Here is a 21229-nt window from a genome sequence, read left to right as displayed (position 1 = left end):
CAGTTGGTGGATCGGCCGCATCAACCGGGGCCCGAAGGATCACCAACTGCCGGTCGATCCGCCGCCCGGCCGCCGGCAGCAGGCTGAGGAGGTACTGATACGACGGCGGAGGGCGGGGCGATGCCGGTCATCGAGGTGACCAGTCTGCACAAGCGGTACGGCGACGTGGTGGCCGTGGACGACGTGTCGTTCGCGGTGGAGCCGGGAGAGATCTTCGGGATCCTCGGGCCGAACGGCGCCGGCAAGACCACGACTGTGGAGTGCGTCGCCGGGCTGCGGGCCCCGGACTCCGGCAGGGTCTCGGTGCTCGGGCTCGACCCCCGCGAAGACGCGAAACAGCTCCGCCAGCAGGTGGGGGTGCAGCTTCAGGAGAGCCAACTGCCCGACCGGCTGCGCGTCGCGGAGGCGCTGGAGCTCTATGCGTCGTTCTACCGGAACCCGGCCGACCCTGCCGGACTGATCGACAGGCTTGGTCTGGGCGAGAAGCGCAACACCGCGTACAAGAAGCTCTCCGGCGGTCAGAAGCAGCGGCTCTCCATCGCGCTGGCCCTTGTCGGCAACCCGAAGATCGCCATCCTCGACGAGCTGACCACCGGGCTGGACCCGCAGGCCCGGCGGGACACCTGGGCGCTCATCGAACAGGTACGCGAGAGCGGCGTGACAATCGTGCTGGTCACCCACTTCATGGAGGAGGCCGAGCGGCTCTGCGACCGGGTCGCCGTGATCGACCGCGGGTCGGTGGTCGCGCTGGACAGCCCGGCCGGCCTGGTGTCGACGGTCGTGCCGGAGCAGCGGGTCCGGTTCCGGCCGTCCGCTCCCCTTGACGACGAACTCCTCACCGACCTGCCCGAGGTCAGTGCCGTGCAGCACTCCGGAGGCCAGGTGGTGGTGACCGGTACGGGCGACCTGCTGCACGCTGTCGCGTCGACCCTCGCCCGCCACGAGATCGTCGCCGCCAACCTACGGCTGGAGCAGTCCACCCTCGACGACGCCTTCGTCGAGCTGACCGGGCACCGGCCCGCCGAGTGAGGGAAGACGACAATGAGCGCCTTCGGGCAGATCCTCAAGATCGAAACGAAACTGTTCCTGCGGGACCCCGCCGCGCCGCTGACCACCATCGCGTTGCCGCTCGCGCTGCTCGTGGTGTTCGGATTCATTCCGGCGCTGCGTAAGCCGGACCCGATGTTCGGCGACCGGACCTTCATCGAGTACTTCGTCCCGTCGCTGCTGGTGATCACGGTCGCCATGGCGGCCGTGAACATCCTGCCCACAGTCCTCGCCACGTACCGGGAACGGGGGGTGCTGCGTCGCCTCGCCACCACGCCGGCCCACCCGGCCGCATTGCTCGCCGCCCAACTGGTCATCTCGCTCGCCACCATCCTGACCAGCGCCGTGCTGCTCGTCTTCGTCGGTCGGCTGGCCTTCGACGTGCCGCTGCCCCGACATCCACTCGGCTTCACGCTTGCCCTCACCCTCGGCACGGCGGCGCTGCTCGCGCTGGGCCTGGTGGTGGCGGCGGTGGCCCGCACGACGAAGGCGGCGCAGGCCCTCGCCGTGCCGGTGTTCATGGGGAGCATGTTCTTCGGCGGCGTCTATCTGCCCCGGTTCCTGCTGCCGGACTTCGTGGCCCGGATCGGCGACTACACGCCGCCAGGTGTGCAGGCACTGCTCGACGCCTGGACCGGAGACTCCCCGCAACCGCTGCACCTGGCGATAATGGCCGTGATCACCGTGCTCGTCGGTTCGGTGGCAGCAAAGCTGTTCCGCTGGGAGTGATCGGGGATTCGATGACCAGCAGCGATGGGCCGGGCCGTCTGACCAATTGGCGAGAGCGCGAGGCACGTGTCTTCCGCGTCCTCCCCTATGGAGGGCTGGTTCTGGGCACCCTGCTGGCCCTCCTCGCCCCGGCACCCAAGGGCCTCGGAACGGCGTTCACCATCGCCGTGGCCGCGGCGGCGGGGTGCTGGATCGCCTGGTTCGTCACCCTGCACCCCGGCTGGCAGAGCCGGCTCAAGCTGATGGCGGTCTACTACGCCGGGCTGCTCGCGCTCGCCGCCGTGCTTGTGGCGGCCAGTCCGTGGTACGGCTTCTTCGCCTGGATCGGATACATCCACGCCTTTCCGGTGCTGCCCAAGCGCTGGCGGATAGCCGGGGTGACCACCACTGCCGCCCTCGTCGCCACCTCCCAGGGCGGTGGTCTGGCGATAGCGCTGTCGCACTGGCCGCTCTGGCTGGTGCTCGTGCTCTTCAACCTGGGAGTGGCCGGCTCGGTGAGCTGGTTCGCGATGGTCGGCGAACAGGAGGACGCCAAACGCCAGCGGCTGGTGTTGGAACTCGGCGAGGCCAACCGCCAACTCGGCGAGGCCAACCGCCAACTCACCGAGACCGTCCGGGAGAACGCCGGGCTGCACGCCCAACTGCTCACCCAGGCCCGGGAGGCCGGCGTGCTCGACGAGCGTCAACGGATGGCACGGGAAATCCACGACACCCTGGCCCAGGGGCTGACCGGCATCATCACCCAACTGGAGGCGGCCGAGCAGACCCGCGACCGGTCCGCAGACTGGCGCCGGCACGTGGACAACGCGCTCGCGCTGGCCCGGGAGAGCCTCACCGAGGCCCGCCGTTCGGTACGGGCGGTCCGTCCGGAGTCGCTGGAGAGTGCCCGGCTGCCGGACGCCCTCGTCGAGCTGGGCGAGCGCTGGTCGGCCCTGCACGGCGTACGCGCCGAGGTCAGCGTCACCGGCCAGGCCCACCCGCTGCACCCCGAGGTGGAGGTGACACTGCTGCGGACCGCCCAGGAGTCCCTGGCCAACGTGGCCCGGCACGCCAGCGCGTCCCGCGTCGGGCTCACCCTGTCGTACATGGGGGACCTCGTGACGCTCGACATCCGGGACGACGGGGTGGGCTTCACGGTCGTCGAGCCGCTCGCAGCCCGGCAGCCAGCCGGCGGTTACGGTCTGACAGTGATGCGACAGCGGGTCACCCAGGTCGGCGGGGAGTTGGCAGTGGAGAGCGAACCGGGCAGCGGCACCGCCGTGTCGGCGTCGGTGCCCGCGCTGGCCGGGAGCGCCGGGTGAGCCTGCCGATCCGGCTGCTGATCGTCGACGACCATCCGGTGGTCCGGGACGGGCTGCGCGGCATGTTCACCGGCGACCCCGACTTCGAGGTGGTCGGCGAGGCCCGCGACGGTGCCGAAGCCCTCGCGCTGGCCGCGAACCGTCGACCCGACGTGGTGCTCATGGACCTGCGGATGCCCGGAATGGACGGCGTGACAGCTATCGGCCGGCTGGTCGGCTCGGGCAGCCCCGCGAAGGTGCTGGTGCTCACGACGTACGACACGGATGCCGACGTGCTACCGGCGATCGAGGCGGGTGCCACCGGCTACCTGCTCAAGGACGCGCCCCGCGAGGAGCTGGTCCGGGCTGTGCGGGCCGCCGCCCGAGGTGAGGCGGTGCTCTCCCCCTCCGTGGCAGGCCGGTTGATGGGCCGGCTGCGGGCACCCGCCGAGGAGCCACTGAGCCACCGCGAGCTTGAGGTGCTGGCAATGGTGGCGAAGGGCACCTCCAACCGGGAGGCAGCAGCCCGCCTGTTCATCAGCGAGGCAACTGTGAAGACCCACCTGCTGCACGTCTACGCCAAACTCGGCGTCAACGACCGGGCGGCCGCTGTCGCCGTCGCGTACGACAGAGGGCTGCTCACCCCCGGCGGACGGTGAGCGGCCCCGAGGCAGGATGGGCAGGTGCGCGCATCCCGGCTGATCTCCCTGCTGTTGCTGTTGCAGGCGCGTGGGTCGATGACAGCGGGCGAGCTGGCGCAGGAGTTGGAGGTGTCCGAGCGGACCGTCTACCGGGACGTGCTGGCGCTCTCCGCGGCCGGGGTGCCGGTGTACGCCGATCGGGGCCGGGCCGGCGGCTACCGCCTGCTCGGCGGCTACCGGACCCGGCTGACCGGGCTGAGCCGGGACGAGGCGGAGGCGCTCTTTCTCGCCGGGCTGCCCGGACCGGCCGGCGAGCTGGGGCTGGCCGACGCGGTCGCCGCCGCCGAGCTGAAGGTGCTCGCCGCGCTGCCGCCCGCTCTCCGGGACGCCCCGGCCCGCGCCGGGCAACGCTTCCATCTTGACGCGCCGGGCTGGTTCCGGGAGACGTCGCCGCCGCCAGGGCTGACCGAGCTGGCCCGCGCGACCTGGCGGGACCGGGTGGTGGACCTGCGGTACCGGCGCGGCGAGCAGGAGGTCACCCGCCAAATCGAACCGTACGGGCTCGTGCTCAAGAGTGGGATCTGGTATCTGGTCGGTCGGGTCGACGACGGGCACCGCACCTACCGGGTGGACCGGGTGACAGGCGTCGACGTCAGCGAGGAGACGTTCGACCGGGACGAGGGCTTCGACCTGGCCGGGCACTGGCGGGAGCAGGCCGGGTCGTTCCTGCGGACCATCCTGCGGGCCGAGGTCACCGTCCGGATCAGCCCCGCCGGCCTGCGCCAGCTCCGGCACCTGGTCGATGCCCCAATGGTGTACGAGGACGTGCTCGCCGCCGCCAGCGACAGCGACGAGCAGGGCTGGGTGGTGACCCGGTTGCCCGTCGAGTCGGCCGATGTCGCCTACGCACAGTTGCTCGCGCTGGGGCCGGAGGTCGAGGCGCTCGACCCGCCGGAGCTGCGCGAGCGGATGGCCGACGCGGCGCGCCGGGCCGCCGCACGGTACGCCGGCCCGGCGCGCCCCTGACCGCCGTCGCGCCAGTTGTCCTCGGTCACGCCGACGTGCTCCAGCATCGCCTCGGAACGGATCCACCCCGGGGCCATCGCCACGGCCGTGCAGCCGTGCGGCTTCAACTCGTGCGCCTGGCTGAGCCGCCCGCCGTCCGAATTACCGATCGTGCTGCTCAGTCCACCAGTCGGACGCGTACACGGCGGTTGGCCCGGCCCTTGCTCTCCACCTTCACCACCTGCACCTTGCCGATCTGAGCTGTGGACGCGACGTGCGTGCCGCCGTCGGCCTGCACGTCAAGGCCGACGATGTCCACGATCCGCACCTCCTGCTCATCCGGCGGGATGAGGTTGGACTGGGTGCGGATGATGTCCGGCAGGGCCAGTGCCTCGTCGCGGGGCAGCACCCGGACGGCCACCGAGCGGTCGGCGACCACCTCGGCGTTGACCAGTTCCTCGATCCGGCTCTTGAAGTCGGACGGCACCTCGGGGAGGTTGAAATCCATCCGGGCCTCGCCGACGTCCATGGAGTTGCCTGTCACGAGGGCGCCGAAGTCGCGGAACACCACGCCGCAGAGCACGTGCAGCCCGGAGTGGGTACGCATCAGTCGCGTGCGGCGCTCATCCTCCAGCGCGCCGACTACCTCGGTGCCGACCGGTGGCAGCGGGTCACCCTCGGCGGGGATCAGATAGGGGTCGTCACCCTTGCGGGTGCCGACGATCCGGGTCTGTACGCCCTGCCAGAGCAGCACTCCGTGGTCCGGTGGTTGACCGCCTCCCCCCGGGTAGAACGCCGAACGGTCCAGCACGATGCCCTGCTCCGGGTCGGAGTGCAGGACCGTGCAGGTCCACTCGCGCAGGGTCGGGTCGGCGAGGTCCAGCCGGTGCGTCCGGCCGTGTTGTGTGACGCCCATGACCAGGGACGTTACTCGTTGAGGAAACCGGACACGCGCTCCCGTAGGTCGGCGCGTTCCGACCAGAGCACGCCCGGGCGGTCGTACACGTGCAGGGTGGCCCGGGGCAGCGCGGCGGCGAGCTGCTCGGCGACCTCGACCGGGTGCAGGTCGTCGCCCGCGCAGGCGATCACCAGCGCCGGTGCGTCGACGGCCGCCAGAGCCGAGGCGTCGCGCAGCGGCGTCTGCTCCGCAAGCGTTGCCAGACCGTCGGCAAGGCCGTCGCGGAGCAACTGGTCGAGCCGTTGCCGCAGGTAGGCCCAGCCGGCCGGGGTGTTGCGGACCGCCGGCGGAAGCTCCAGCGAGACGACGTCGGCGACCGCCGAGGCGTCTCCGCTCTCCACGGCCTCGAGCAGAGCGGTGAGGCGCTCCCGGGCGACCGGGCCACGCGGCTCGTCGAGCACCGCGGGCAGGAAGAAGACGAGCTTCTCGAAGCGTTCCGGGCTCTCGGCGAGCAACCGGCAGAGCGCGCCGGCGCCGAGACTCGCCCCGAACGCCCGGCTGGCACCGCCGAGGTCGGCGACGGCGCGCAGGTCCCGGGCAAGGTCCAGGTAGGTCCACGGGCCGTCCGGCGCTTCGGAGCGGCCGTGCCCACGGAACTGGAAGAACACCTTGCGGCCGGTCACCCCGCTGCCGAACGGTCGGGTGGTGGCGATCCCGTTGCCCAGCCCGTGCGCGAACACGGTGACCGGGTCACCTGTGCCGGTGACCAGCCGCTCCAGCCGGACGCCGTGCGGGGTGGCGACCAGTTCGGTCTCCGGCTCCGGCAGCGCCGGCCGACCGGTACGCGGCCCGCCCGGACCGGGCCCCCAGGTGCGGGGGCCCCCGTCGGGCGGCGGCGGCCAGCGGAAACCTCTCACCAGAACCCTTTGCCGTCACTGAGGTCGCGTAGGCCGACCCGGACGTCGAGCAGGTAGATGAGTGCGGCGGCGATACCGATCAGTCCGAAGAGGCTGATCGGACCGAAGCCGAGCAGGGTCAGCACGAGGCAGACCGCCAGGATGGCGATCCAGCCACCCTTGGGCAGCGTCCCGATGGCGGAGAAACCGTCGGAGCGCTGCGTGACGGCGTGCACCAGCGCGACGCCCTGGATGATCAGCGCGAAGACGAGCAGGATCAGCTCGATCACGTAGCGGACTTCGAACGCGAAGATCGGCGCAGCGTTGGCCATGCCGGCAAGCTTATGTCGACGGCCCCGGCTACGTCCGACAAGGACGCCGCCGGGACCGTCGACGCCGCGAACTATTCGGCGGCCGGGCGGGTCCGCTTGGTGGCCCGGGGCAGCTTCGCCGACGGGGTCGCGGCCGACTTGGCAGCCGGCTTGGCAGCCTTGGCCGACGGAGTAGCGGCCGTCTTGGCCGACGAGGCAGCGGCCGGCTTGGCCGCCTTCGCGCGGGTGGCCTTCTTGACGGCGGCCGGCTTGGCCTCGACGATCTCGGCCACCTCGGCCGGGGTCGGCACCTCGGCCGGTGCAGCCGCGGCAGTCGGGGTGCCTGCGGTCACGGCCGTGGTGGCGGCAGTCGACGTGGCGGTCGCGGCCGGCAGGCCCTCGGTGGCCTCGATGTCGGCGTTCACCGTCTCGGCGGCCTCCAGCACACCGGTGCCGACGACCCGCTCACCGCGGGCGACGAGCGCGCCGTACGCGGCGAACGCCCGCTCCTGGGCGGCGTGGGCGCTGGCAACGACAACTGCGGCGTTGCGGGTCGCGGCGGCGCGCAGCTTGTCGAGGTCAGCCACCTCGCGGAGCTTGTCCAGGTCGGCGACCTCGCGCAGCTTGGCCAGGTCGGCGGACTCGCGCAGCTTCGCCAGGTCCAGCTCGGCCTGCGCGCGGCCCCGCAGGGTCTCCGCGGTCTCGTTGGCGGTACGCAGCGTCTCGGTGGCCTTCTGGCGCAGCTCGAAGCCGGTCAGGACGGCCCGACCACCCAGGTCGGCGACGACCCGGGTGCCGAGGACACCGACCACCGACGGCAGCTTGCGCAGCTGCTCGAAGGCCAGCTCGCCAACGCCGGCGGCGGCGTAGATCGGGGCGGGGATGCGGTTGGTCTTCGGCTCGGTCATGACGTCTCCTCCTCGGCCGTCGGGGCGGCCTTCTTCTCAGGGGTGTTCGTGCTTGTCGGAGCGGGAGCGGTGCCCGCCTCGGTGACGGCTACCGACTCGAGGACGGCCTCGGTCGGGGTGCCGCCGGCAGTGGTGGGGCCGGTCGCGGCCAGGTTGGCCACGTCCGCCGGCTGATCGGCGACGTCGGTCGGGACGGTCGGCCCGGTTGCGTCGCCAGTGGTGTCCGAGGTGTCCGTGCGGGTGCCCTCGGCGGCGGCCTGGGCCTCGGCCAGCCGCGTGTTCTCCCGTCGGAACGTCTCGTAGATCTGGGTCAGCGACTGCTTCTGCGCCATCGTCAGGTCGGGGTCCACAGCGATGGAGGCGAGCACGCCGTGCCCCTCCTTGTCGTCGAGCAGCCCGGCCCGCAGGTACATGGCAGGGGTGGAGACACGCAGCGCGTTCGCCAGTTGCTGGAGCACCTCGGCGCTGGGCTTGCGCAGGCCACGCTCGATCTGGCTGAGGTACGGATTGCTGACCCCCGCCTGATCGGCGAGCTGCCGCAGCGAGATCTTGGCGTTACGCCGGAGATCACGAATGAACCCGCCAACGTCGGGGAGATCCTTGGGTGTGGCCATGAACCAGACGCTAATCCGCGCTGCTAACTACTGCAAGCAAAACGCTAGCCAGAGTTAGCAACGTCTCAACATCCCATTTGCGCGCCGCTCGCCCGTTCCGTACGGTCCGTTCCCGTGCACAAGATCACAGTCAACGGTGCAGCCCTCGCGTACGACGAGGCCGGCACCGGCACCCCCGTCGTACTGCTGCACGCCGGCATCGCCGACCGCCGTATGTGGCGCGGCGTGCTGCCCGCGCTCGCCGCCCGGCACCGGGTGATCGCCCCCGACCTACGCGGGTACGGGGACTCGGAACTGCCGGCGACGCCGTTCGCGCACCACGACGACGTGGCCGGCCTGCTGGACGCGCTCGACATCCCCCGGGCCGCCCTGGTCGGCTGCTCCTTCGGCGGTTCGGTCGCCATCGACACCGCGCTCGCACACCCGCACCGGGTCACCGCACTCGCGCTGCTCGGCACGGCGGTGTCCGGCAACGAGTGGTCCGAGGAGGCCAACGACCTGTGGGACGACCTCGTCGGCGAGGTCGACCCCGACGACTTCACCGCCGGGGCGGCCGGCGAGGTGCGGTTCTGGGTGGTAGGCCCGGCCCGCCAGCCGTCCGACGTCGACAGCGACCTGATCGCGTTCGCGCAGGAGATGGATCAGCGCGCGCTCGCCGCCGAACTGGCCCTCGGCGCAGTCGAGGTGGGCGAGCTGACACCGCCGGCGATCGACCGTCTCGGCGAACTGCGGGTGCCAGTCCTGGTCACCGCCGGCGCGGCCGACGTGCCGGACATCCGCCGGCTCGCCGACCGGATCGCCGCCGAGGCGCCCGACGCGGTACGGCTGCCCGACGTACCGGACGCCGCGCACCTGCTGCCGTTGGAGCGTCCCGAGCCGGTGAACGCCGCAGTGCTCGACTTCCTGAGCTGATTCGGCGCCCCTGTCACGCGAATAAGCCTGATACCTCAGAGTCATCAAGATGCCTCTGAGGTATCAGGCCCATTCATGGCCTCCGCCCCGGCGGCGGCCGGCGGTGCCCGACGCTGGCGCTTGCCTACCGCACCGCACGCGCAGGCAGGGACACGTTTCCCCGCCTGGACCGGGCCGCCCTTCGCTCACCAGAGCGAGCGGACCGCGCCGACCGGGACGCCGCCGCCGAACAGGGGCACCTCGGCGTACTCGGTCAGCACGGGAGCGTCCACGCCGAGCCGTCGCAGCGCCGACACCAGCACCGGCATCCGTGCCCGTTCAGCCCCGTCGTCGATCTTCAGGGCCACCGCGCCGACGCCCGGTAGCCCCACCGCGAACACGCCCTCCGCGCCGACCTTGGCGAGCAGACCCGGTACGCCGCGCATCAACCGGGTGTCGTCGGCCTGGCTGCCGCCGACGGTCTCCGGATGGGCACGCATGGCGTCGGCGACCACGCGCGGCGCCGAGCCGGGCTCGGCGTCGACCAACCTGAGGTACGCGCCAGCCAGGCCGGTAAGCGACACCGCGAGCACCGGGGCACCGCAGCCGTCCACCCCGACCGCCGCCGCCGGCTCGTCGGTGAACTCCTCGATGGCTGCCCGTAGTCGCTGCTGCAACGGGTGCTCCGGCCGCCAGTAGCCGTCCAGCGGCCACCCGGCAGCCTGGCAGGTCAGCAACATTCCGCTGTGCTTGCCCGAGCAGTTCATCTGCACCGGAGTCGGTCCGCCCCCGGCGCGCAGCGCCGCCTCCCGGGCCGCCGCACCGGCCGGCAGGTCGGGCGGGCAGTGCAGCGCGGACGTGTCCAACCCGGCGCGGTCCAGCAGAGCAGCGACCCGCTCCAGGTGGAACGCCTCACCCGCGTGACTGGCCGAGACCAGTGCCAGGTCGGCCGGGTCGGTAAGCGGGAGGCCGGCGCGGAGCATCCCGATCGCCTGCATGGGCTTGCTCGCCGAGCGGGGAAAGATCGGTGCTGTCACATCCCCGGCGGCGGCCACCGGCACACCGGCCGCGTCAAGCACCACCACCGAGCCGCGGTGCGCGCCCTCCACGAACCCGGACCGGACCACCTCGGCGAGCGGCACGCCGCCCTCGTACGTCTTTGCCACGGCTGGACGGTACCGACGGTCCGGGACCGCACGGCGGCGGGGTGACCAGGCTTTCCACCGCCCGGGTGACAGGGGCGTGGGACAGAGCCGGCCTTACAACCCGAGCAGGGTACGGGCTTCGACAGTGGTCAGCGGCGGCCGCTGGGCGAGCTGGGCGAAGCCGACCGCACGGGCGACCAGCTGCATGTTGGACTCCACCGGGCGCCCCTTGGCGTACGTCACGGTGTCCTCCATACCGACCCGCAGGTGCCCGCCTGTCGACAGCGAGGCCAGCAGGACCGGGATGGTGCTCCGACCGACACCGGTCGCCGAGAACGTGGTGCCCTCCGGCAGGTCCCGCAACATCCGGTGCGCCGCGACGAGCGTCTCGGTGGTGCCCGGCATGCCGCCCGGCACACCCATCACGAAGTCGACGTGCACGTGCCCACCGGCCGGCAGCCCGTACTTGCCGAGCAGCCGCTGCAACGCCGACAGGTGACCGAGGTCGAAGATCTCGTACTCCGGCACGATCCCCCGCTCCTGCATCCGGGTGTGCAGGTCGACGATGAACTCCCAGCGGTTGAGGAAGACGTCGTCGCCGAAGTTGACAGTGCCCATGGTGCAGGAGGCCATGTCCGGACGGGCGTCGAGCACGGCGAGCCGGGACGCCTCCGGGTCGGTCACCGCGCCGCCGGACGAGAGCTGCACGATGAGGTCGGTGCTCTCCCGCAACGCCGCCACGGTCTCGGCCAGGCGAACCGGGTCGAGGGTCGGCCGCGCCGCCTCGTCACGGATGTGGACGTGGATCACGGCGGCGCCGAGTGCCTCGCACTCCTTGGCGGTGCGCAGCAGCTCGTCGAGCGTCACCGGCAGCGCCGGCACCTCCGCCTTGGCCGACTCCGCGCCGGTCGGGGCCACCGTGATCAACGTCCCTGTCGTCATGCCGGCGATCCTAGACGGCTCGCTCAGGACGGGTCGATCGCCGCCGCGGTCTCGTTGATCATGAGGGCGGCGTCGTCCGGGACGTTCCGCTTCAACACGGCGAGCGCGACCTGACCCAACTCGTGGTGCAGCACGGCGGTGCCCACGAAACCCACGGTCCGGCCGTCGAGGGTCACCGGCGTACCGGCGGTCGGTGGCTGATCGGTTGTCACCCCGTCCAGGTGCAGCAGCACCAGGCGACGCGGCGGCCGACCCATGTTGTGGACGCGGGCCACCGTCTCCTGACCTCGGTAGCAGCCCTTGTCCAGGTGGACCGCCGGGCCGATCAGATCCACCTCGGCCGGGATGGTCCGGTGGTCGGTGTCCACCCCGACCCGGGGCTGCCGGGCGGCCACCCGGATCGCCTCGTACGCCCAGAGGCCGGCAAGTGGTACGCCAGCGCCGCGAAGCTCCGCCACCACCTGCTCCATCGCCGGGCGGGGCACCAGCAGGTCCACCCCGAGCGGCCCACGCCGAGCCCAACCGCCGGCCGGCAGCGGTCGGACGTCGTACCGCACACCGGCCCGGGGCGGTACGGCGCCGGCGGCGAACTTCGGGCCGGGCACGGGAAGCAGGTCCGGGGCGGCCAGCCCGCTGACCCCGAGCGTGGCCAGGGCGTCCGGTGCCGCCGGCCCGACCAGCGACAGCAACGCCCGCTCGGCGGTGGCGTCACGGGGCTCGACCTTGCTGAAGAACCGCATCTTCTCCAGATAGCCGAGCAGGCCCTCGGTGGCACCGGGGTCGGTGTCCAGCCAGGTGGTCTCGCCGTCCTCGGCGACAAGCGCGTGCTGCTCGATGTGGCCGTGCGGGGACAGCACCAGCAGTTCGGTGCCCTCGCCCGCGACAAGCGTCGTCAAGTGCTGCGAGGTGACAGTGTGCAGCCAACTGGCCCGTTCCTCGCCGGGCACCGCGATGACGCCCCGATGCGACCGGTCGACGAGCCCGACCTCGGTGTCCAGGATGCGCTGCTCACGCAGCGGGTCGCCGTAGTGCGCAGCGACCCCTCGCACCCCGGCCGCGACGTGCGCCGGATCCGGCTGGTCGCGGGTGGCCTCGTCGATGCTCTCGACGGCCACCGCGCCCGCGATGTCGATCATGTCTGGTCCCCGTTCTCGCAGCGTACGCAGACGCCGAAGAGTGACACGTGCCCGATGTCCACCTGGAAACCCCGCTGCGTGGCCAACTGGTCGGCAAGCGGCCGGAGCATCTCGGGTTGGATCTCGTCGATCGCTCCGCACTCCCGGCAGACCAGGTGGACGTGTTGGTGCTCACCGGCCGCGTGGTAGGTAGGCGAACCGTGCGACAGGTGGGTGTGCGTCACCAGGCCGAGCCGTTCCAGCAGCTCCAGCGTGCGATAGATGGTGGTGATGTTGACTCCGGCGGCGACCTCGCGGACCGCGGTGTGCACCTGCTCCGGCGTGGCATGGCCCAGATCGAGCACCGCCTGGAGGACGAGCTGCCGCTGGGCCGTCAGCCGCAGGCCACGGGCTCGGAGCATTTCCGCGAGCGAGGATTCGGACACCATCCGATCATAGTTCGGCGATCGCGCCCCCTCCTGCACGCGACCGACCGCCGCTAGGCTCGACGGTCATGGTGACGCCACCCGTCGGCACGACCGCGACCACCGCGAGCGCCCGCATCGCCGTACTCGGGCGGGGTCTCATCCCTGCCGACGAGCCCGTCCTGAGGGGCGACGACCTGGGCGTTCTGCGCGGCGACGGGCTCTTCGAGTCCATGCACCTGCGCCAGGGCCAGCCGTGGCTGCGCGACGAGCACCTGGCCCGGCTCGCCACGGCGGCGGCCGCCGTCGACCTCGACCTGCCCCCCACCGACACGCTTGTCGACCTGCTCGACACGGTGCGCGCGGGCTGGCCGGCAGAGGTGGAGGGCGCGCTACGGCTGGTCTGCACCAGAGGCTCGGAGGCCGGCGGCCCACCGACCGTCTACGCCACGCTCACCGAGGTGGCGGCGGCCTCCCAGACGACCCGGCGCACCGGGATCACAGTGGCCTTCCTGCCGCTGGGTTTGCCCGCCGACGCGCGGACCGGCCTGGACTGGCTGCCCGCGGGCATCAAGTCCACGTCGTACGCGGTGAACACCGCCGCCCGCCGCTGGGCGAGCCGGGCCGGCGTGGACGACGTGCTCTGGCTCTCCTCCGACGGGTACGCCCTGGAGGGGCCCACCGCCAACGTGGTGTGGCTCACCGGCGACACGCTCTGCACCGTGCCGGCCGCCACCACAGGCATCCTGCCCGGCACGACAGTGGCGTGGCTGCTCGCCCATGCCGGCGAGCTGGGCCTGGACGCCGCCGAACGGATGGTCACGCCGGAGGAGCTGCACGCCGCCGACGGAGTGTGGTTCAGCTCGTCGGTGCGCGGGCTCACCGAAGTCCGGGTGCTGGACGGGGTGCGTCGGGACCACTGCCCGCGCACCCCGGCCCTGCACGCCCTGCTGGGCTTTCCCGTCGACTGAGCGTCAGCCGCCGACCCTGATGAGCCGGGCGGAAAGGTGCGGGCTGAGCGGGTGCCCCATGGCCGCCATCTCCTGGGCGTAGAGCAACGCGCCCTCGACGATGCCGAAGAGGCGGTGCCCTCCCGTGACCTCCTTGGCGGTCGGCGACCGGACGACCGCGTCGGTCGCGAACTCGACCTGGGTGCCGGTGCGCTTGCCGAGGTGCAGCTCCATCACACCGGTGGGGGTCGTGATCAGCGCCTCCAGCTCGTCGGTGGCCCTGCCGTCCACCATCACCGGCCGCCACCAGCCGACCTCACGACCGGCCGGACGCACCGGCCTGCTCTGCTCGTCGAGGAGCCAGGCGCGGGATTCGTAGTGCAGGAACGGCCGGCCGTCGTGGCTGATCCGGATTTCCTGGGCGTAGTCGAAATCCTCGATGGTGGGGAAGCCGCCCTTGCCCCGGCCACGCCAGAGGCCGATGTAGGGCAGCAGGCCGTCCAGCGCCGGGTGCAGCTTGGGCCCGACCCGAAGGTCGTAGCTCTCCTCGTACGGGTACTCCTCGACCGGCGGCGCGTTCAGCCACGGTGGTTGCAGGGGGTTCTCGTCACTCACCAGGCCACCTTCGCTCGCGACTGCGGGGCTCGCAAACCCGGCTCACTCCTCGCGCTCACGCTGCCACCTTCGCTCGCGACTGCGGGGCTCGCAAACCCGGCTCACTCCTCGCGCTCACCAGCGTCCTCTCGATATGCGTACGGCAAGGTACAGCAGGCCACCGGCGAGCCCGCCCAGGCCGGCGACCAGCAGGCTGACGAACCCGATCTCGGTAACCATCCAGCCCATCCTATGCTGGGCGTCATGGCCCGCTCTCTCGTCGTCAAGGCCACCGCCGGGGCGGACGCCCCGGAACGGTGCGCGCAGGCGTTCACTGTCGCCGCCACGGCGGTCGCGGCCGGGGTGGACGTCTCGCTCTGGCTCACCGGCGAGTCGACCTGGTTCGTGCTGCCCGGCCGCGCCCAGGAGTTCGAGTTGCCGCACTCCGCGCCGCTGGCCGAGCTGCTGCACGTCATCCTCACCAGCGGCCGGGTGACAGCCTGCACCCAGTGCGCGGCCCGCCGAGGAATCGGCCCGGACGACGTCCTGCCCGGTGTCCGGATCGCGGGCGCCGCGGCGTTCGTCGAAGAGGCGATGGCAGAGGGCGCGCAGGCGCTCGTCTACTGACCGTCCGATCTGCTGACCGTCCGCGCGCCGCGACGGGACAGGCCGACGGAGTACCGATACCGGCCCGGCGACCCGACCGGCTGCCTACGATTCGGAGGTGACCGAGGCGACGGAGAGGTTCTTCGAATCACTGCCGGCTCGTGGCCCCACGATCCTGCGTGGCCTTGCCGAAGGAACCCTTCAGATCGATCTCGGGGACGGCCAGCAGACGGACCACTGGCTGGTACGGATGCGACCGGGTGCGGTGCGGAGCGCCCGCGAACGGGGACCCGCCGACGCCATCTGGTACTGCCGTGCGGCCCTGTTCGACAAGCTGATCACAGGCGAGGCCCAGGGGATCGCCGCCGTGCTGCGCAACGAGAGCACGTTCAGCGGCAACGTCGTGCTCTTCCTGGTCTTCCGCCGTTTCTTCCCGAGCCCGCCCGGCACCCGCGACCCTCGTGAGGTGGCCCGAAAGGCAGCCGGGCGGCTGACATGAAGGACCTCGTCAGCATCCTCGACGGCAACACATTCCTGGTCAGCGACCGGGCGGGCGACATCGAGCCGTCGTACGACTTCCCCACCGGATTGTTCTCCTTCGACACGCGCTTCCTGTCCAACTGGGTGCTCACCCTTGACGGCGAGCGGCTGCACACCCTCTCGATGGACGACCGCGAGTCGTACCGGACGAAGTTCTTCCTGGCCCCCGGCGAGCCCACCCACTACCTGGACGCCAAGGCGTCGGTGATCCGCAACCGGTCGATCGGCGGCAGCTTCGAGGAGGAGCTGACCGTGCTGAACCACTCCGGCAAGCATGTCGAGTTCACGGTCCGGTTGGAGATCGGCAGCGACTTCGCCGACCTGTTCGAGATCAAGCACGCCCGGCAGAAGCAGGGCCGCACAACGGTTTCGGTGGCCGACAACGAGCTGCGGTTCACCTATCGGCGGGAGGCGTTCCACCGGGAGACGGTGGTCACCTCCAGCATGCCCGCGCAGGTCGACGCCTCCGGGATGACCTTCGAGATCCGTGTCGACGCCAAGGGCGAGTGGACCACCCGGCTGTGCGTGTCGACAGTCGTCTACGGGGCGCGGGGAGAGGACATCAGGGCCACCCTGCCGTTCGGCGGCGGCCGCAGCGCGGACGCCATCCGCGCCGAGCAGCAGGAACTGATCGACAGGGCGCCGAAGCTCGGCTGTGACTGCGAACCGCTGGCCGGGGCGTACCGGTGCAGCCTCAACGACCTGGCCGCCCTGCGCTACGAGTCGATCGCCCTGGGCGTACGGCTGATCGCCGCCGGGCTGCCGTGGTTCATGACGTTGTTCGGCAGGGACAGCATCTTCACCTCGCTACAGGTGGTGCCGTTCCTACCGGAGCTGATTCCGCCGACCATCCTGATGCTGGCCGGCCTTCAGGGGCACCGGGTGGACGACTTCCGGGACGAGGAACCCGGCAAGATCCTGCACGAGCTGCGCTACGGCGAAACCGCAGGCTTCGAAGAGCAGCCGCACTCGCCGTACTACGGGTCGGCCGACTCGACGCCGCTGTTCATCATCCTCATCGACGAGTACGAGCGCTGGACCGGCGACTCCGCACTGGTTCGCCGGCTGGAGCCGCAGGTCCGCGCGGCGCTGGAGTGGATCGACACGTACGGCGATCTGCTGGGCACCGGCTACCTCTGGTACCAGACCCGCAACCCCAGCACCGGCCTACAGAACCAGTGCTGGAAGGACTCCTGGGACGCCATCTCGTACGCCGACGGCCAACTGCCCGGATTTCCCCGGGCTACCTGCGAATTGCAGGGCTACGCGTACGACGCGAAGATCCGGGCCGCCCGGTTGGCCCGGACGTTCTGGAATGACAGCGAGTTCGCCGACCGGTTGGAGCGGGAGGCCGCAGCGCTCAAGCAGCGGTTCAACCATGATTTCTGGATCGCCGAGCGGGGCTACTACGCGCTCGCGCTGGACGCCGACGGCCGTCAGGTCGACGCGCTGACGTCGAACATCGGGCACCTGTTGTGGAGCGGCATCGTCGACGAGACCCGGGCCGGCAAGGTGGTCGAGCATCTGCTGGGGCCGCACCTCTTCTCCGGCTGGGGGGTGCGGACCCTCGCCGATGACCAGGGCCGGTACAACCCGATCGGCTACCACGTGGGCACCGTCTGGCCGTTCGACAACTCGATCATCGCCTGGGGGCTGTGGCGGTACGGCTACCGCGAGGAGGCCGGGATGCTCTGCGACAGGATGCTGGAGGCGTCCCGCTATTTCGGAGGTCGGCTTCCGGAGGCGTTCGCCGGCTACACACGTGAACTCACCGAGTATCCGGTGGAGTACCCGACCGCGTGCAGCCCGCAGGCGTGGTCGACGGGCACCCCGCTGCTGTTACTGCGGGTGATGCTGGGGCTGGAGCCGCAGGGCGAGCACCTGATCATCGATCCGGCGGTGCCGCCGGGCATGGGTCGCATCGAGCTGCTGGACATTCCGGGCCGCTGGGGCCGGGTGGACGCCCTGGGCCGCAGCCGCGATCCGCAGGGCGGGACGACCGACGGCTGACCGGAGCGGGTCGCGTCAGTCCGGGCAGCCGACGGTGGCTGCCAGTCGTACGGCGCCGTCGTCCGGGCCGGTCTCGGCCAGCACCGTGACGCCGCCGGCGCGGTACGCGTACACCGGGGGTTTGTCCAGCAGTGCAGCGGCGCCGGCCAACTGCGCGAGCCCGCCGGCCGGCGGAACCGGGCCGGGCTCGGCGGACCGGGCGGTACGGGCCAGCGCGCCACCGGGACAGGGCGCGGTGACCACCTCCGGTGCGGCAGGGTTCGCCTGGCCGAGAGCTTTCAGCGCGGCCGTCAGCACCAGGCTCAACCCGGCGACCTCCGGGCCGGCGGCGGCGGACGTCGGGGTGTAGCCGGAGCCCACCGGCCGGCAGCCGGTCTCGACAGTCAACCGGACCCGGCCGTCCCCGGTCGGCCGGCCCTCGACGGAGACGAACTCGCCGGCGTCGGCGCGCAACTCCGGGCCGTCCAGCCCGGGACCGACCCAGGCCCGCCAGTTGGCGGGCAGTCGATCGGCGATGCCGGTCAGCACGGCCCGTTCGGTGCCGGCGGGCGCGAGCACACCGACCTCGCGTCGCAGGGCCGCACCGTCGGAGATCGGGGTGACCCGGCAGCCCGACCGGACCCGGGCCGGAACGACCTCCAGCAGCCCCGAGCCGGCGGCACGGGCCAGCTCGCCGGCCGCACTGTCGACGATCGGGCCAGCCTGGTCGAGGGTGCGTTGCTCGCGCACTGTCGGCGGGTCGTCGCGAGCCGACGTCCAGGCGAGCCCGGCCAGCAGGACGGCCCACAGCACGGACGCGACAAGCAGCCAACGCCGTCGATGCCCGGCCCGTGCCGGCTCGACAGGGCCGTTCGACGACGGCCAACCCGTCTGCACAGCACCGCTCACCCGGTCATGGTGTCACGGGCGGTCCGTCGGTCCGGAGGCAGCGGTCGGTCGGCAGCACGGGTACGGCGTTATCGGCCTCAACCGGACCGGGTGCCGGGTCGAGCCGGTAACCGACCCCCCGCACGGTGTGCACCCGCGGGCCGTCCGGAAGGTCGCGCAGCTTGTGGCGGAGCCGCTTGACGGCGGAGTGCAGGATCGAGGAATCCCCCAGGTACGCGCCGTTCCAGACGGCGGCGAAGAGCTGTTCGTAGCTCCACACCACCAACGGCGGGCCGATGAGCCGGGCGAGCAACTCGCGTTCGATGCGGGTGAGCGGGATCGGCTCGCCGCGCCAGGTGACAACGTGCCCGGCCCGATCGACGACCAGCTCACCCCAGCGGACCGGCCCCTGCTGCGCCACCGGCGAGACGACGGCCGGCGCCGGGCCGGCCGGTGGTGGGAACAGCATCGCCCGCAGCTGGGACAGGTCGGCGCAGCTCAGCACCGGGCCGACCCCGTCCAGTTGGCGCAGGACCCGCTCACGCACCGACACGTCCGCGCTGACGCAGACGACGATCGGGACGTCCGCACCGGACACATCCCCACCCCACACCCACCGTGACTTCACCTGTAGATAGTGACGTACGCCGATGCATTTCGGGGGGCGACCGCCCGAGCGACCAACCGAACCCTCGGGTGCGACCCACAGTGACCGCGAACGCCAGGGCGGTACGTCCGGTGGCCGCCGAAGGACCGTCTGACCAGCCATAACCTGGCCGGCCGCCCATGATTCAGCCGGGCTGACGGAGACGGGTCGACTGAACGGTCAGAACCCGGGCCGGCGTTTGGAAGTCACCAAAAGAACACCTAGGGTTACCGCAACGCCGCAACGTGAGCAGTTTTCGCATCCCCCCTCCTCCCTGCGAATTGGCCCTTACATGCGGGAAGTTCTGCTGATCTCCATAGTTACTCTCAGTGGGATCGCTCTGTTTCTCATCGTGGCCGCGTTCTGTTACGGCTTCCTCCGCCCCGAACGCGTCACCCGGCGCGGCGAGCGCCCCGAATTCCCCAGGTACCAGCCGGTCGCACCCCGCGAAGTCGCCATCCTGATCGCCTGCCGCAACGGGGCGGCGACGATCGCCGGTGCCGTACGGGCCGCCCGTGCCACCGGCGCCCCGGTGTACGTGATCTCCGACGCCTCCACCGACGCGACCGCACAGGAGGCGCTCCAGGCCGGAGCCACGGTGCTGGAGCTGCGGGAGAACGTCGGCAAGCCAGCCGCCCTGCACGCCGGTTACGTCCGGTTCGGGCTGGGCGGGCTCTACCGAGCGGTCGTCATCCTCGACGACGACGTGCTGGTCAAGCCCGACTTCATCACCAACGCGCTGGCGCACCTCACCGAGCGGGTGGCGATCGTGGTCGGGCACAACGTCACCTGGTGGCCACCCGAGCGGCGGTGGAACATCTGGCTGGCCAAACGCGCCTACAGCTACTGGAACTACCAGGCCGTCGTACGCCGCATCCAGAGCCACTTCAACGTCATGAACTGCATCTCCGGCTCGAACTCGCTCTACCGCACCGAACTGCTCGACGTGCTGCTGCCGCAGCAACCGCCGTACATCGTCGACGACACCTACTGGGTGCTCGAGACACACCGCCGCGGCCTCGGCCGGGTCGTGTACGCCCCCCGCGCCGTCGCGCTGTTGCAGGACCCGACGACCGGCCGGGAGTGGTACAAGCAGAACCTGCGCTGGCTGTGGGGCACCTTCCAGGGGTCATCGGGCACCAGGTCGGCCGGCGGAACACCCGCTTCGACTACGCGTACCTGCTGCTCATGGCGCACTGGCTCCTCTACGTGCTCGGCACGCCGCTGACGATCTGGCTGCTGGCGACCGCCGGGCCGGGACTCGGTCCGGGCCTGCTGCTCCTGCTCGCCGGCCATGTGCTGTGGGTCGCGCTCGCCGCCTGGCGGCTTCGACGCCCCCGCCTGCTGCTCTTCCTGCCCGCGATCGTGCTGACCGACCTGCTGTACCGGGTGATCCTGGTGCACGCCCTGGTCAAGGCCATCCGTCAACCAACGGTAGACCGCTGCGTGTGGGCTTCCCCGCCCGCCTCGTCGTCTCCGCCGTGACGCAGTCGGAAGGGAGGTGAATCAACATGTCCGCGAGCCAGGATCTTCCGGTGACGGGAGCCTCGACCGCAGCCGTCGGTGTGATCGGCGCCATCGCCCTCGGCCTCGGCGCGCTGCTGGTGACAGTGGCGCAGTGGGGAGCGAAGGTGCGCAGCCGGGGTAACTGACCGCAGCTAATCGGGGGTACGGCGTCCGTCGCGCCGTGCCCCCGCTGTTGTTTCACCATTTCTCGCCCGCGCCCTTCTCGGCGGCACGAACGGCTCGGGCCGGTCACCCCGAGGTGGGGCGACCGGCCCGAGCCGATGCGCGGTGCGAGAGCGGTCGGAAGGGGCCCTTCCTGTCGGGGGCCCCTCCGCACACCTCAGGCGACCGTTACGGTGACCTCGTTGAGGCCCCGCGCGGCGGTGACGGCGGCGTCGCCGTTGCCGTGCCGGGACAACGCCCGCAGCGTCCAGGAACCCGGCGCGGCGAAGAACCGGAACTGACCGGCCGCCGAGGTGACCACCTCGGCGGTGAACTCACCTGTCGAGTCCAGCAGCCGGACGTACGCGCCCGGCACGACCTCGTCCGCCGCAGAGCGGACGATGCCCGTGATGACGGTTTCCTTCTCCAGGTCCAGGCTGGCCGGCAGCGGCGCGGCCTGGTCCGGGGCGGCGCAACCCGCAGCCGTGGGAGCGGTCATCG

Annotated in this window: 26 protein-coding genes and 2 pseudogenes; 13 read left to right on the top strand and 15 right to left on the bottom strand. The window is 71.5% G+C overall.

What is annotated here, in order from left to right; all coding sequences use genetic code 11:
- Window positions 1-120: 120 nt before the first annotated feature.
- Genes ACLQ23_RS07850 through ACLQ23_RS07830 form a run of 5 tightly spaced genes read left to right on the top strand, consistent with a single transcriptional unit; the run spans window position 121 to window position 4723 of the window.
- Window positions 121-1029 (top strand): ABC transporter ATP-binding protein, encoded by a 909-nt coding sequence (locus tag ACLQ23_RS07850; RefSeq protein ID WP_355589684.1) that lies wholly within the window; start codon window positions 121-123, stop codon window positions 1027-1029.
- A gap of 12 nt (window positions 1030-1041) precedes the next feature.
- On the top strand, window positions 1042-1776 hold the full coding sequence (locus ACLQ23_RS07845; protein WP_355589686.1) for an ABC transporter permease: 735 nt from the start codon (window positions 1042-1044) through the stop codon (window positions 1774-1776).
- 11 nt (window positions 1777-1787) lie between these two features.
- The gene (locus ACLQ23_RS07840; RefSeq protein WP_355589688.1) at window positions 1788-3077 is read left to right on the top strand and encodes a sensor histidine kinase; all 1290 of its coding nucleotides are present in this window, start codon (window positions 1788-1790) and stop codon (window positions 3075-3077) included.
- On the top strand, window positions 3074-3715 hold the full coding sequence (locus tag ACLQ23_RS07835) for a response regulator transcription factor (RefSeq protein ID WP_355589690.1): 642 nt from the start codon (window positions 3074-3076) through the stop codon (window positions 3713-3715). Before ACLQ23_RS07840 ends, ACLQ23_RS07835 begins: the two co-directional genes overlap by 4 nt.
- Window positions 3716-3739: 24 nt before the next feature.
- Complete coding sequence (locus ACLQ23_RS07830; protein ID WP_425735108.1) at window positions 3740-4723, top strand: helix-turn-helix transcriptional regulator; 984 nt, start codon at window positions 3740-3742, stop codon at window positions 4721-4723.
- A gap of 2 nt (window positions 4724-4725) precedes the next feature.
- Here the strand turns inward: ACLQ23_RS07830 and ACLQ23_RS07825 are convergent.
- The 6 genes and pseudogenes from ACLQ23_RS07825 to ACLQ23_RS07800 all read right to left on the bottom strand — a co-directional run.
- Window positions 4726-4848, bottom strand: a pseudogene (locus ACLQ23_RS07825) (short-chain dehydrogenase); the annotation flags it as partial.
- A gap of 32 nt (window positions 4849-4880) precedes the next feature.
- Entirely contained in the window at window positions 4881-5618 is a 738-nt protein-coding gene (locus ACLQ23_RS07820) for an alanyl-tRNA editing protein (protein ID WP_355631893.1), read from the bottom strand.
- Window positions 5619-5629: 11 nt separating this feature from the next.
- Window positions 5630-6517, bottom strand: coding sequence for an alpha/beta fold hydrolase (locus tag ACLQ23_RS07815; RefSeq protein WP_355631896.1), 888 nt, complete (start codon window positions 6515-6517; stop codon window positions 5630-5632).
- Entirely contained in the window at window positions 6514-6828 is a 315-nt protein-coding gene (locus ACLQ23_RS07810) for a DUF2516 family protein (protein ID WP_355589699.1), read from the bottom strand. The genes ACLQ23_RS07815 and ACLQ23_RS07810 overlap by 4 nt, the downstream gene beginning before the upstream one ends.
- A gap of 71 nt (window positions 6829-6899) precedes the next feature.
- The gene (locus ACLQ23_RS07805) at window positions 6900-7715 is read right to left on the bottom strand and encodes a hypothetical protein (RefSeq protein ID WP_355589701.1); all 816 of its coding nucleotides are present in this window, start codon (window positions 7713-7715) and stop codon (window positions 6900-6902) included.
- On the bottom strand, window positions 7712-8329 hold the full coding sequence (locus ACLQ23_RS07800; RefSeq protein WP_425735106.1) for a helix-turn-helix domain-containing protein: 618 nt from the start codon (window positions 8327-8329) through the stop codon (window positions 7712-7714). The genes ACLQ23_RS07805 and ACLQ23_RS07800 overlap by 4 nt, the downstream gene beginning before the upstream one ends.
- Before the next feature lie 114 nt (window positions 8330-8443).
- Here ACLQ23_RS07800 and ACLQ23_RS07795 point away from each other — a divergent pair, with 114 nt between their 5' ends.
- Complete coding sequence (locus ACLQ23_RS07795; RefSeq protein ID WP_425735105.1) at window positions 8444-9241, top strand: alpha/beta fold hydrolase; 798 nt, start codon at window positions 8444-8446, stop codon at window positions 9239-9241.
- A gap of 185 nt (window positions 9242-9426) precedes the next feature.
- Here ACLQ23_RS07795 and ACLQ23_RS07790 read toward each other — a convergent pair whose 3' ends face one another.
- The 4 genes from ACLQ23_RS07790 to ACLQ23_RS07775 form a co-directional block, all read right to left on the bottom strand.
- Window positions 9427-10386, bottom strand: a complete 960-nt coding sequence (locus ACLQ23_RS07790; protein ID WP_425880482.1) for an asparaginase — start codon at window positions 10384-10386, stop codon at window positions 9427-9429.
- A gap of 93 nt (window positions 10387-10479) precedes the next feature.
- A complete protein-coding gene (locus tag ACLQ23_RS07785) occupies window positions 10480-11307 on the bottom strand; it encodes a 3-keto-5-aminohexanoate cleavage protein (RefSeq protein ID WP_053654262.1) in 828 nt (275 codons plus the stop codon).
- 23 nt (window positions 11308-11330) lie between these two features.
- Window positions 11331-12443, bottom strand: coding sequence for a YgfZ/GcvT domain-containing protein (locus ACLQ23_RS07780; protein ID WP_355589707.1), 1113 nt, complete (start codon window positions 12441-12443; stop codon window positions 11331-11333).
- Complete coding sequence (locus tag ACLQ23_RS07775; RefSeq protein WP_425880481.1) at window positions 12440-12871, bottom strand: Fur family transcriptional regulator; 432 nt, start codon at window positions 12869-12871, stop codon at window positions 12440-12442. Before ACLQ23_RS07775 ends, ACLQ23_RS07780 begins: the two co-directional genes overlap by 4 nt.
- A gap of 65 nt (window positions 12872-12936) precedes the next feature.
- Here ACLQ23_RS07775 and ACLQ23_RS07770 point away from each other — a divergent pair, with 65 nt between their 5' ends.
- Complete coding sequence (locus tag ACLQ23_RS07770; protein ID WP_425880480.1) at window positions 12937-13818, top strand: aminotransferase class IV; 882 nt, start codon at window positions 12937-12939, stop codon at window positions 13816-13818.
- A 3-nt stretch (window positions 13819-13821) separates the two neighbouring features.
- On the opposite strand, the gene ACLQ23_RS07765 is transcribed toward ACLQ23_RS07770, so the two are convergent.
- Together ACLQ23_RS07765 and mtfM are read right to left on the bottom strand one after the other, a co-directional pair.
- Entirely contained in the window at window positions 13822-14412 is a 591-nt protein-coding gene (locus ACLQ23_RS07765) for an FABP family protein (RefSeq protein ID WP_355631912.1), read from the bottom strand.
- Window positions 14413-14526: 114 nt separating this feature from the next.
- On the bottom strand, window positions 14527-14631 hold the full coding sequence (gene mtfM / locus ACLQ23_RS07760; protein ID WP_053655014.1) for a small membrane protein MtfM: 105 nt from the start codon (window positions 14629-14631) through the stop codon (window positions 14527-14529).
- 12 nt (window positions 14632-14643) lie between these two features.
- Here mtfM and ACLQ23_RS07755 point away from each other — a divergent pair, with 12 nt between their 5' ends.
- The 3 genes from ACLQ23_RS07755 (at window position 14644) to ACLQ23_RS07745 (ending at window position 17547) form a co-directional block, all read left to right on the top strand.
- On the top strand, window positions 14644-15018 hold the full coding sequence (locus tag ACLQ23_RS07755; RefSeq protein WP_053654273.1) for a DsrE family protein: 375 nt from the start codon (window positions 14644-14646) through the stop codon (window positions 15016-15018).
- Window positions 15019-15115: 97 nt separating this feature from the next.
- Complete coding sequence (locus ACLQ23_RS07750) at window positions 15116-15496, top strand: SCP2 sterol-binding domain-containing protein (protein ID WP_355589715.1); 381 nt, start codon at window positions 15116-15118, stop codon at window positions 15494-15496.
- Complete coding sequence (locus ACLQ23_RS07745; protein ID WP_355589717.1) at window positions 15493-17547, top strand: amylo-alpha-1,6-glucosidase; 2055 nt, start codon at window positions 15493-15495, stop codon at window positions 17545-17547. The genes ACLQ23_RS07750 and ACLQ23_RS07745 overlap by 4 nt, the downstream gene beginning before the upstream one ends.
- Window positions 17548-17562: 15 nt before the next feature.
- On the opposite strand, the gene ACLQ23_RS07740 is transcribed toward ACLQ23_RS07745, so the two are convergent.
- Entirely contained in the window at window positions 17563-18435 is an 873-nt protein-coding gene (locus tag ACLQ23_RS07740; protein WP_355631903.1) for a hypothetical protein, read from the bottom strand.
- Window positions 18436-18535: 100 nt separating this feature from the next.
- Window positions 18536-19012: pseudogene (locus ACLQ23_RS07735) on the bottom strand (winged helix-turn-helix domain-containing protein); the annotation flags it as partial.
- 340 nt (window positions 19013-19352) lie between these two features.
- Here ACLQ23_RS07735 and ACLQ23_RS07730 point away from each other — a divergent pair.
- From ACLQ23_RS07730 to ACLQ23_RS07720, 3 genes are read left to right on the top strand one after another with little or no spacing between them, the layout of a single operon-like run.
- Complete coding sequence (locus ACLQ23_RS07730) at window positions 19353-20288, top strand: glycosyltransferase family 2 protein (protein ID WP_425880479.1); 936 nt, start codon at window positions 19353-19355, stop codon at window positions 20286-20288.
- The gene (locus tag ACLQ23_RS07725; protein ID WP_425880478.1) at window positions 20249-20545 is read left to right on the top strand and encodes a hypothetical protein; all 297 of its coding nucleotides are present in this window, start codon (window positions 20249-20251) and stop codon (window positions 20543-20545) included. Before ACLQ23_RS07730 ends, ACLQ23_RS07725 begins: the two co-directional genes overlap by 40 nt.
- Window positions 20546-20571: 26 nt before the next feature.
- The gene (locus ACLQ23_RS07720) at window positions 20572-20712 is read left to right on the top strand and encodes a hypothetical protein (protein ID WP_425880477.1); all 141 of its coding nucleotides are present in this window, start codon (window positions 20572-20574) and stop codon (window positions 20710-20712) included.
- A gap of 194 nt (window positions 20713-20906) precedes the next feature.
- On the opposite strand, the gene ACLQ23_RS07715 is transcribed toward ACLQ23_RS07720, so the two are convergent.
- Entirely contained in the window at window positions 20907-21227 is a 321-nt protein-coding gene (locus ACLQ23_RS07715; RefSeq protein ID WP_053654284.1) for a DUF1416 domain-containing protein, read from the bottom strand.
- Window positions 21228-21229 lie beyond the last annotated feature (2 nt).

Origin of the sequence: Micromonospora sp. DT41, assembly GCF_049841715.1 — a bacterium.
Classification (GTDB): domain Bacteria; phylum Actinomycetota; class Actinomycetes; order Mycobacteriales; family Micromonosporaceae; genus Micromonospora; species Micromonospora profundi.
This window is presented reverse-complemented; position numbering and strand designations above follow the sequence as displayed.

Excerpts from the sequence above, each read along its gene's own strand:
- ACLQ23_RS07850 (WP_355589684.1), top strand. The coding sequence starts at position 121 with ATGCCGGTCATCGAGGTGACCAGTCTGCACAAGCGGTACGGCGACGTG.
- ACLQ23_RS07845 (WP_355589686.1), top strand. The coding sequence starts at position 1,042 with ATGAGCGCCTTCGGGCAGATCCTCAAGATCGAAACGAAACTGTTCCTG.
- ACLQ23_RS07840 (WP_355589688.1), top strand. The coding sequence starts at position 1,788 with ATGACCAGCAGCGATGGGCCGGGCCGTCTGACCAATTGGCGAGAGCGC.
- ACLQ23_RS07820 (WP_355631893.1), bottom strand. The coding sequence starts at position 5,618 with ATGGGCGTCACACAACACGGCCGGACGCACCGGCTGGACCTCGCCGAC.
- ACLQ23_RS07810 (WP_355589699.1), bottom strand. The coding sequence starts at position 6,828 with ATGGCCAACGCTGCGCCGATCTTCGCGTTCGAAGTCCGCTACGTGATC.
- ACLQ23_RS07805 (WP_355589701.1), bottom strand. The coding sequence starts at position 7,715 with ATGACCGAGCCGAAGACCAACCGCATCCCCGCCCCGATCTACGCCGCC.
- ACLQ23_RS07800 (WP_425735106.1), bottom strand. The coding sequence starts at position 8,329 with ATGGCCACACCCAAGGATCTCCCCGACGTTGGCGGGTTCATTCGTGAT.
- ACLQ23_RS07785 (WP_053654262.1), bottom strand. The coding sequence starts at position 11,307 with ATGACGACAGGGACGTTGATCACGGTGGCCCCGACCGGCGCGGAGTCG.
- ACLQ23_RS07780 (WP_355589707.1), bottom strand. The coding sequence starts at position 12,443 with ATGATCGACATCGCGGGCGCGGTGGCCGTCGAGAGCATCGACGAGGCC.
- ACLQ23_RS07775 (WP_425880481.1), bottom strand. The coding sequence starts at position 12,871 with ATGGTGTCCGAATCCTCGCTCGCGGAAATGCTCCGAGCCCGTGGCCTG.
- ACLQ23_RS07770 (WP_425880480.1), top strand. The coding sequence starts at position 12,937 with ATGGTGACGCCACCCGTCGGCACGACCGCGACCACCGCGAGCGCCCGC.
- mtfM (WP_053655014.1), bottom strand. The coding sequence starts at position 14,631 with ATGGTTACCGAGATCGGGTTCGTCAGCCTGCTGGTCGCCGGCCTGGGC.
- ACLQ23_RS07755 (WP_053654273.1), top strand. The coding sequence starts at position 14,644 with ATGCTGGGCGTCATGGCCCGCTCTCTCGTCGTCAAGGCCACCGCCGGG.
- ACLQ23_RS07745 (WP_355589717.1), top strand. The coding sequence starts at position 15,493 with ATGAAGGACCTCGTCAGCATCCTCGACGGCAACACATTCCTGGTCAGC.
- ACLQ23_RS07730 (WP_425880479.1), top strand. The coding sequence starts at position 19,353 with ATGCGGGAAGTTCTGCTGATCTCCATAGTTACTCTCAGTGGGATCGCT.
- ACLQ23_RS07725 (WP_425880478.1), top strand. The coding sequence starts at position 20,249 with ATGGCGCACTGGCTCCTCTACGTGCTCGGCACGCCGCTGACGATCTGG.
- ACLQ23_RS07720 (WP_425880477.1), top strand. The coding sequence starts at position 20,572 with ATGTCCGCGAGCCAGGATCTTCCGGTGACGGGAGCCTCGACCGCAGCC.
- ACLQ23_RS07715 (WP_053654284.1), bottom strand. The coding sequence starts at position 21,227 with ATGACCGCTCCCACGGCTGCGGGTTGCGCCGCCCCGGACCAGGCCGCG.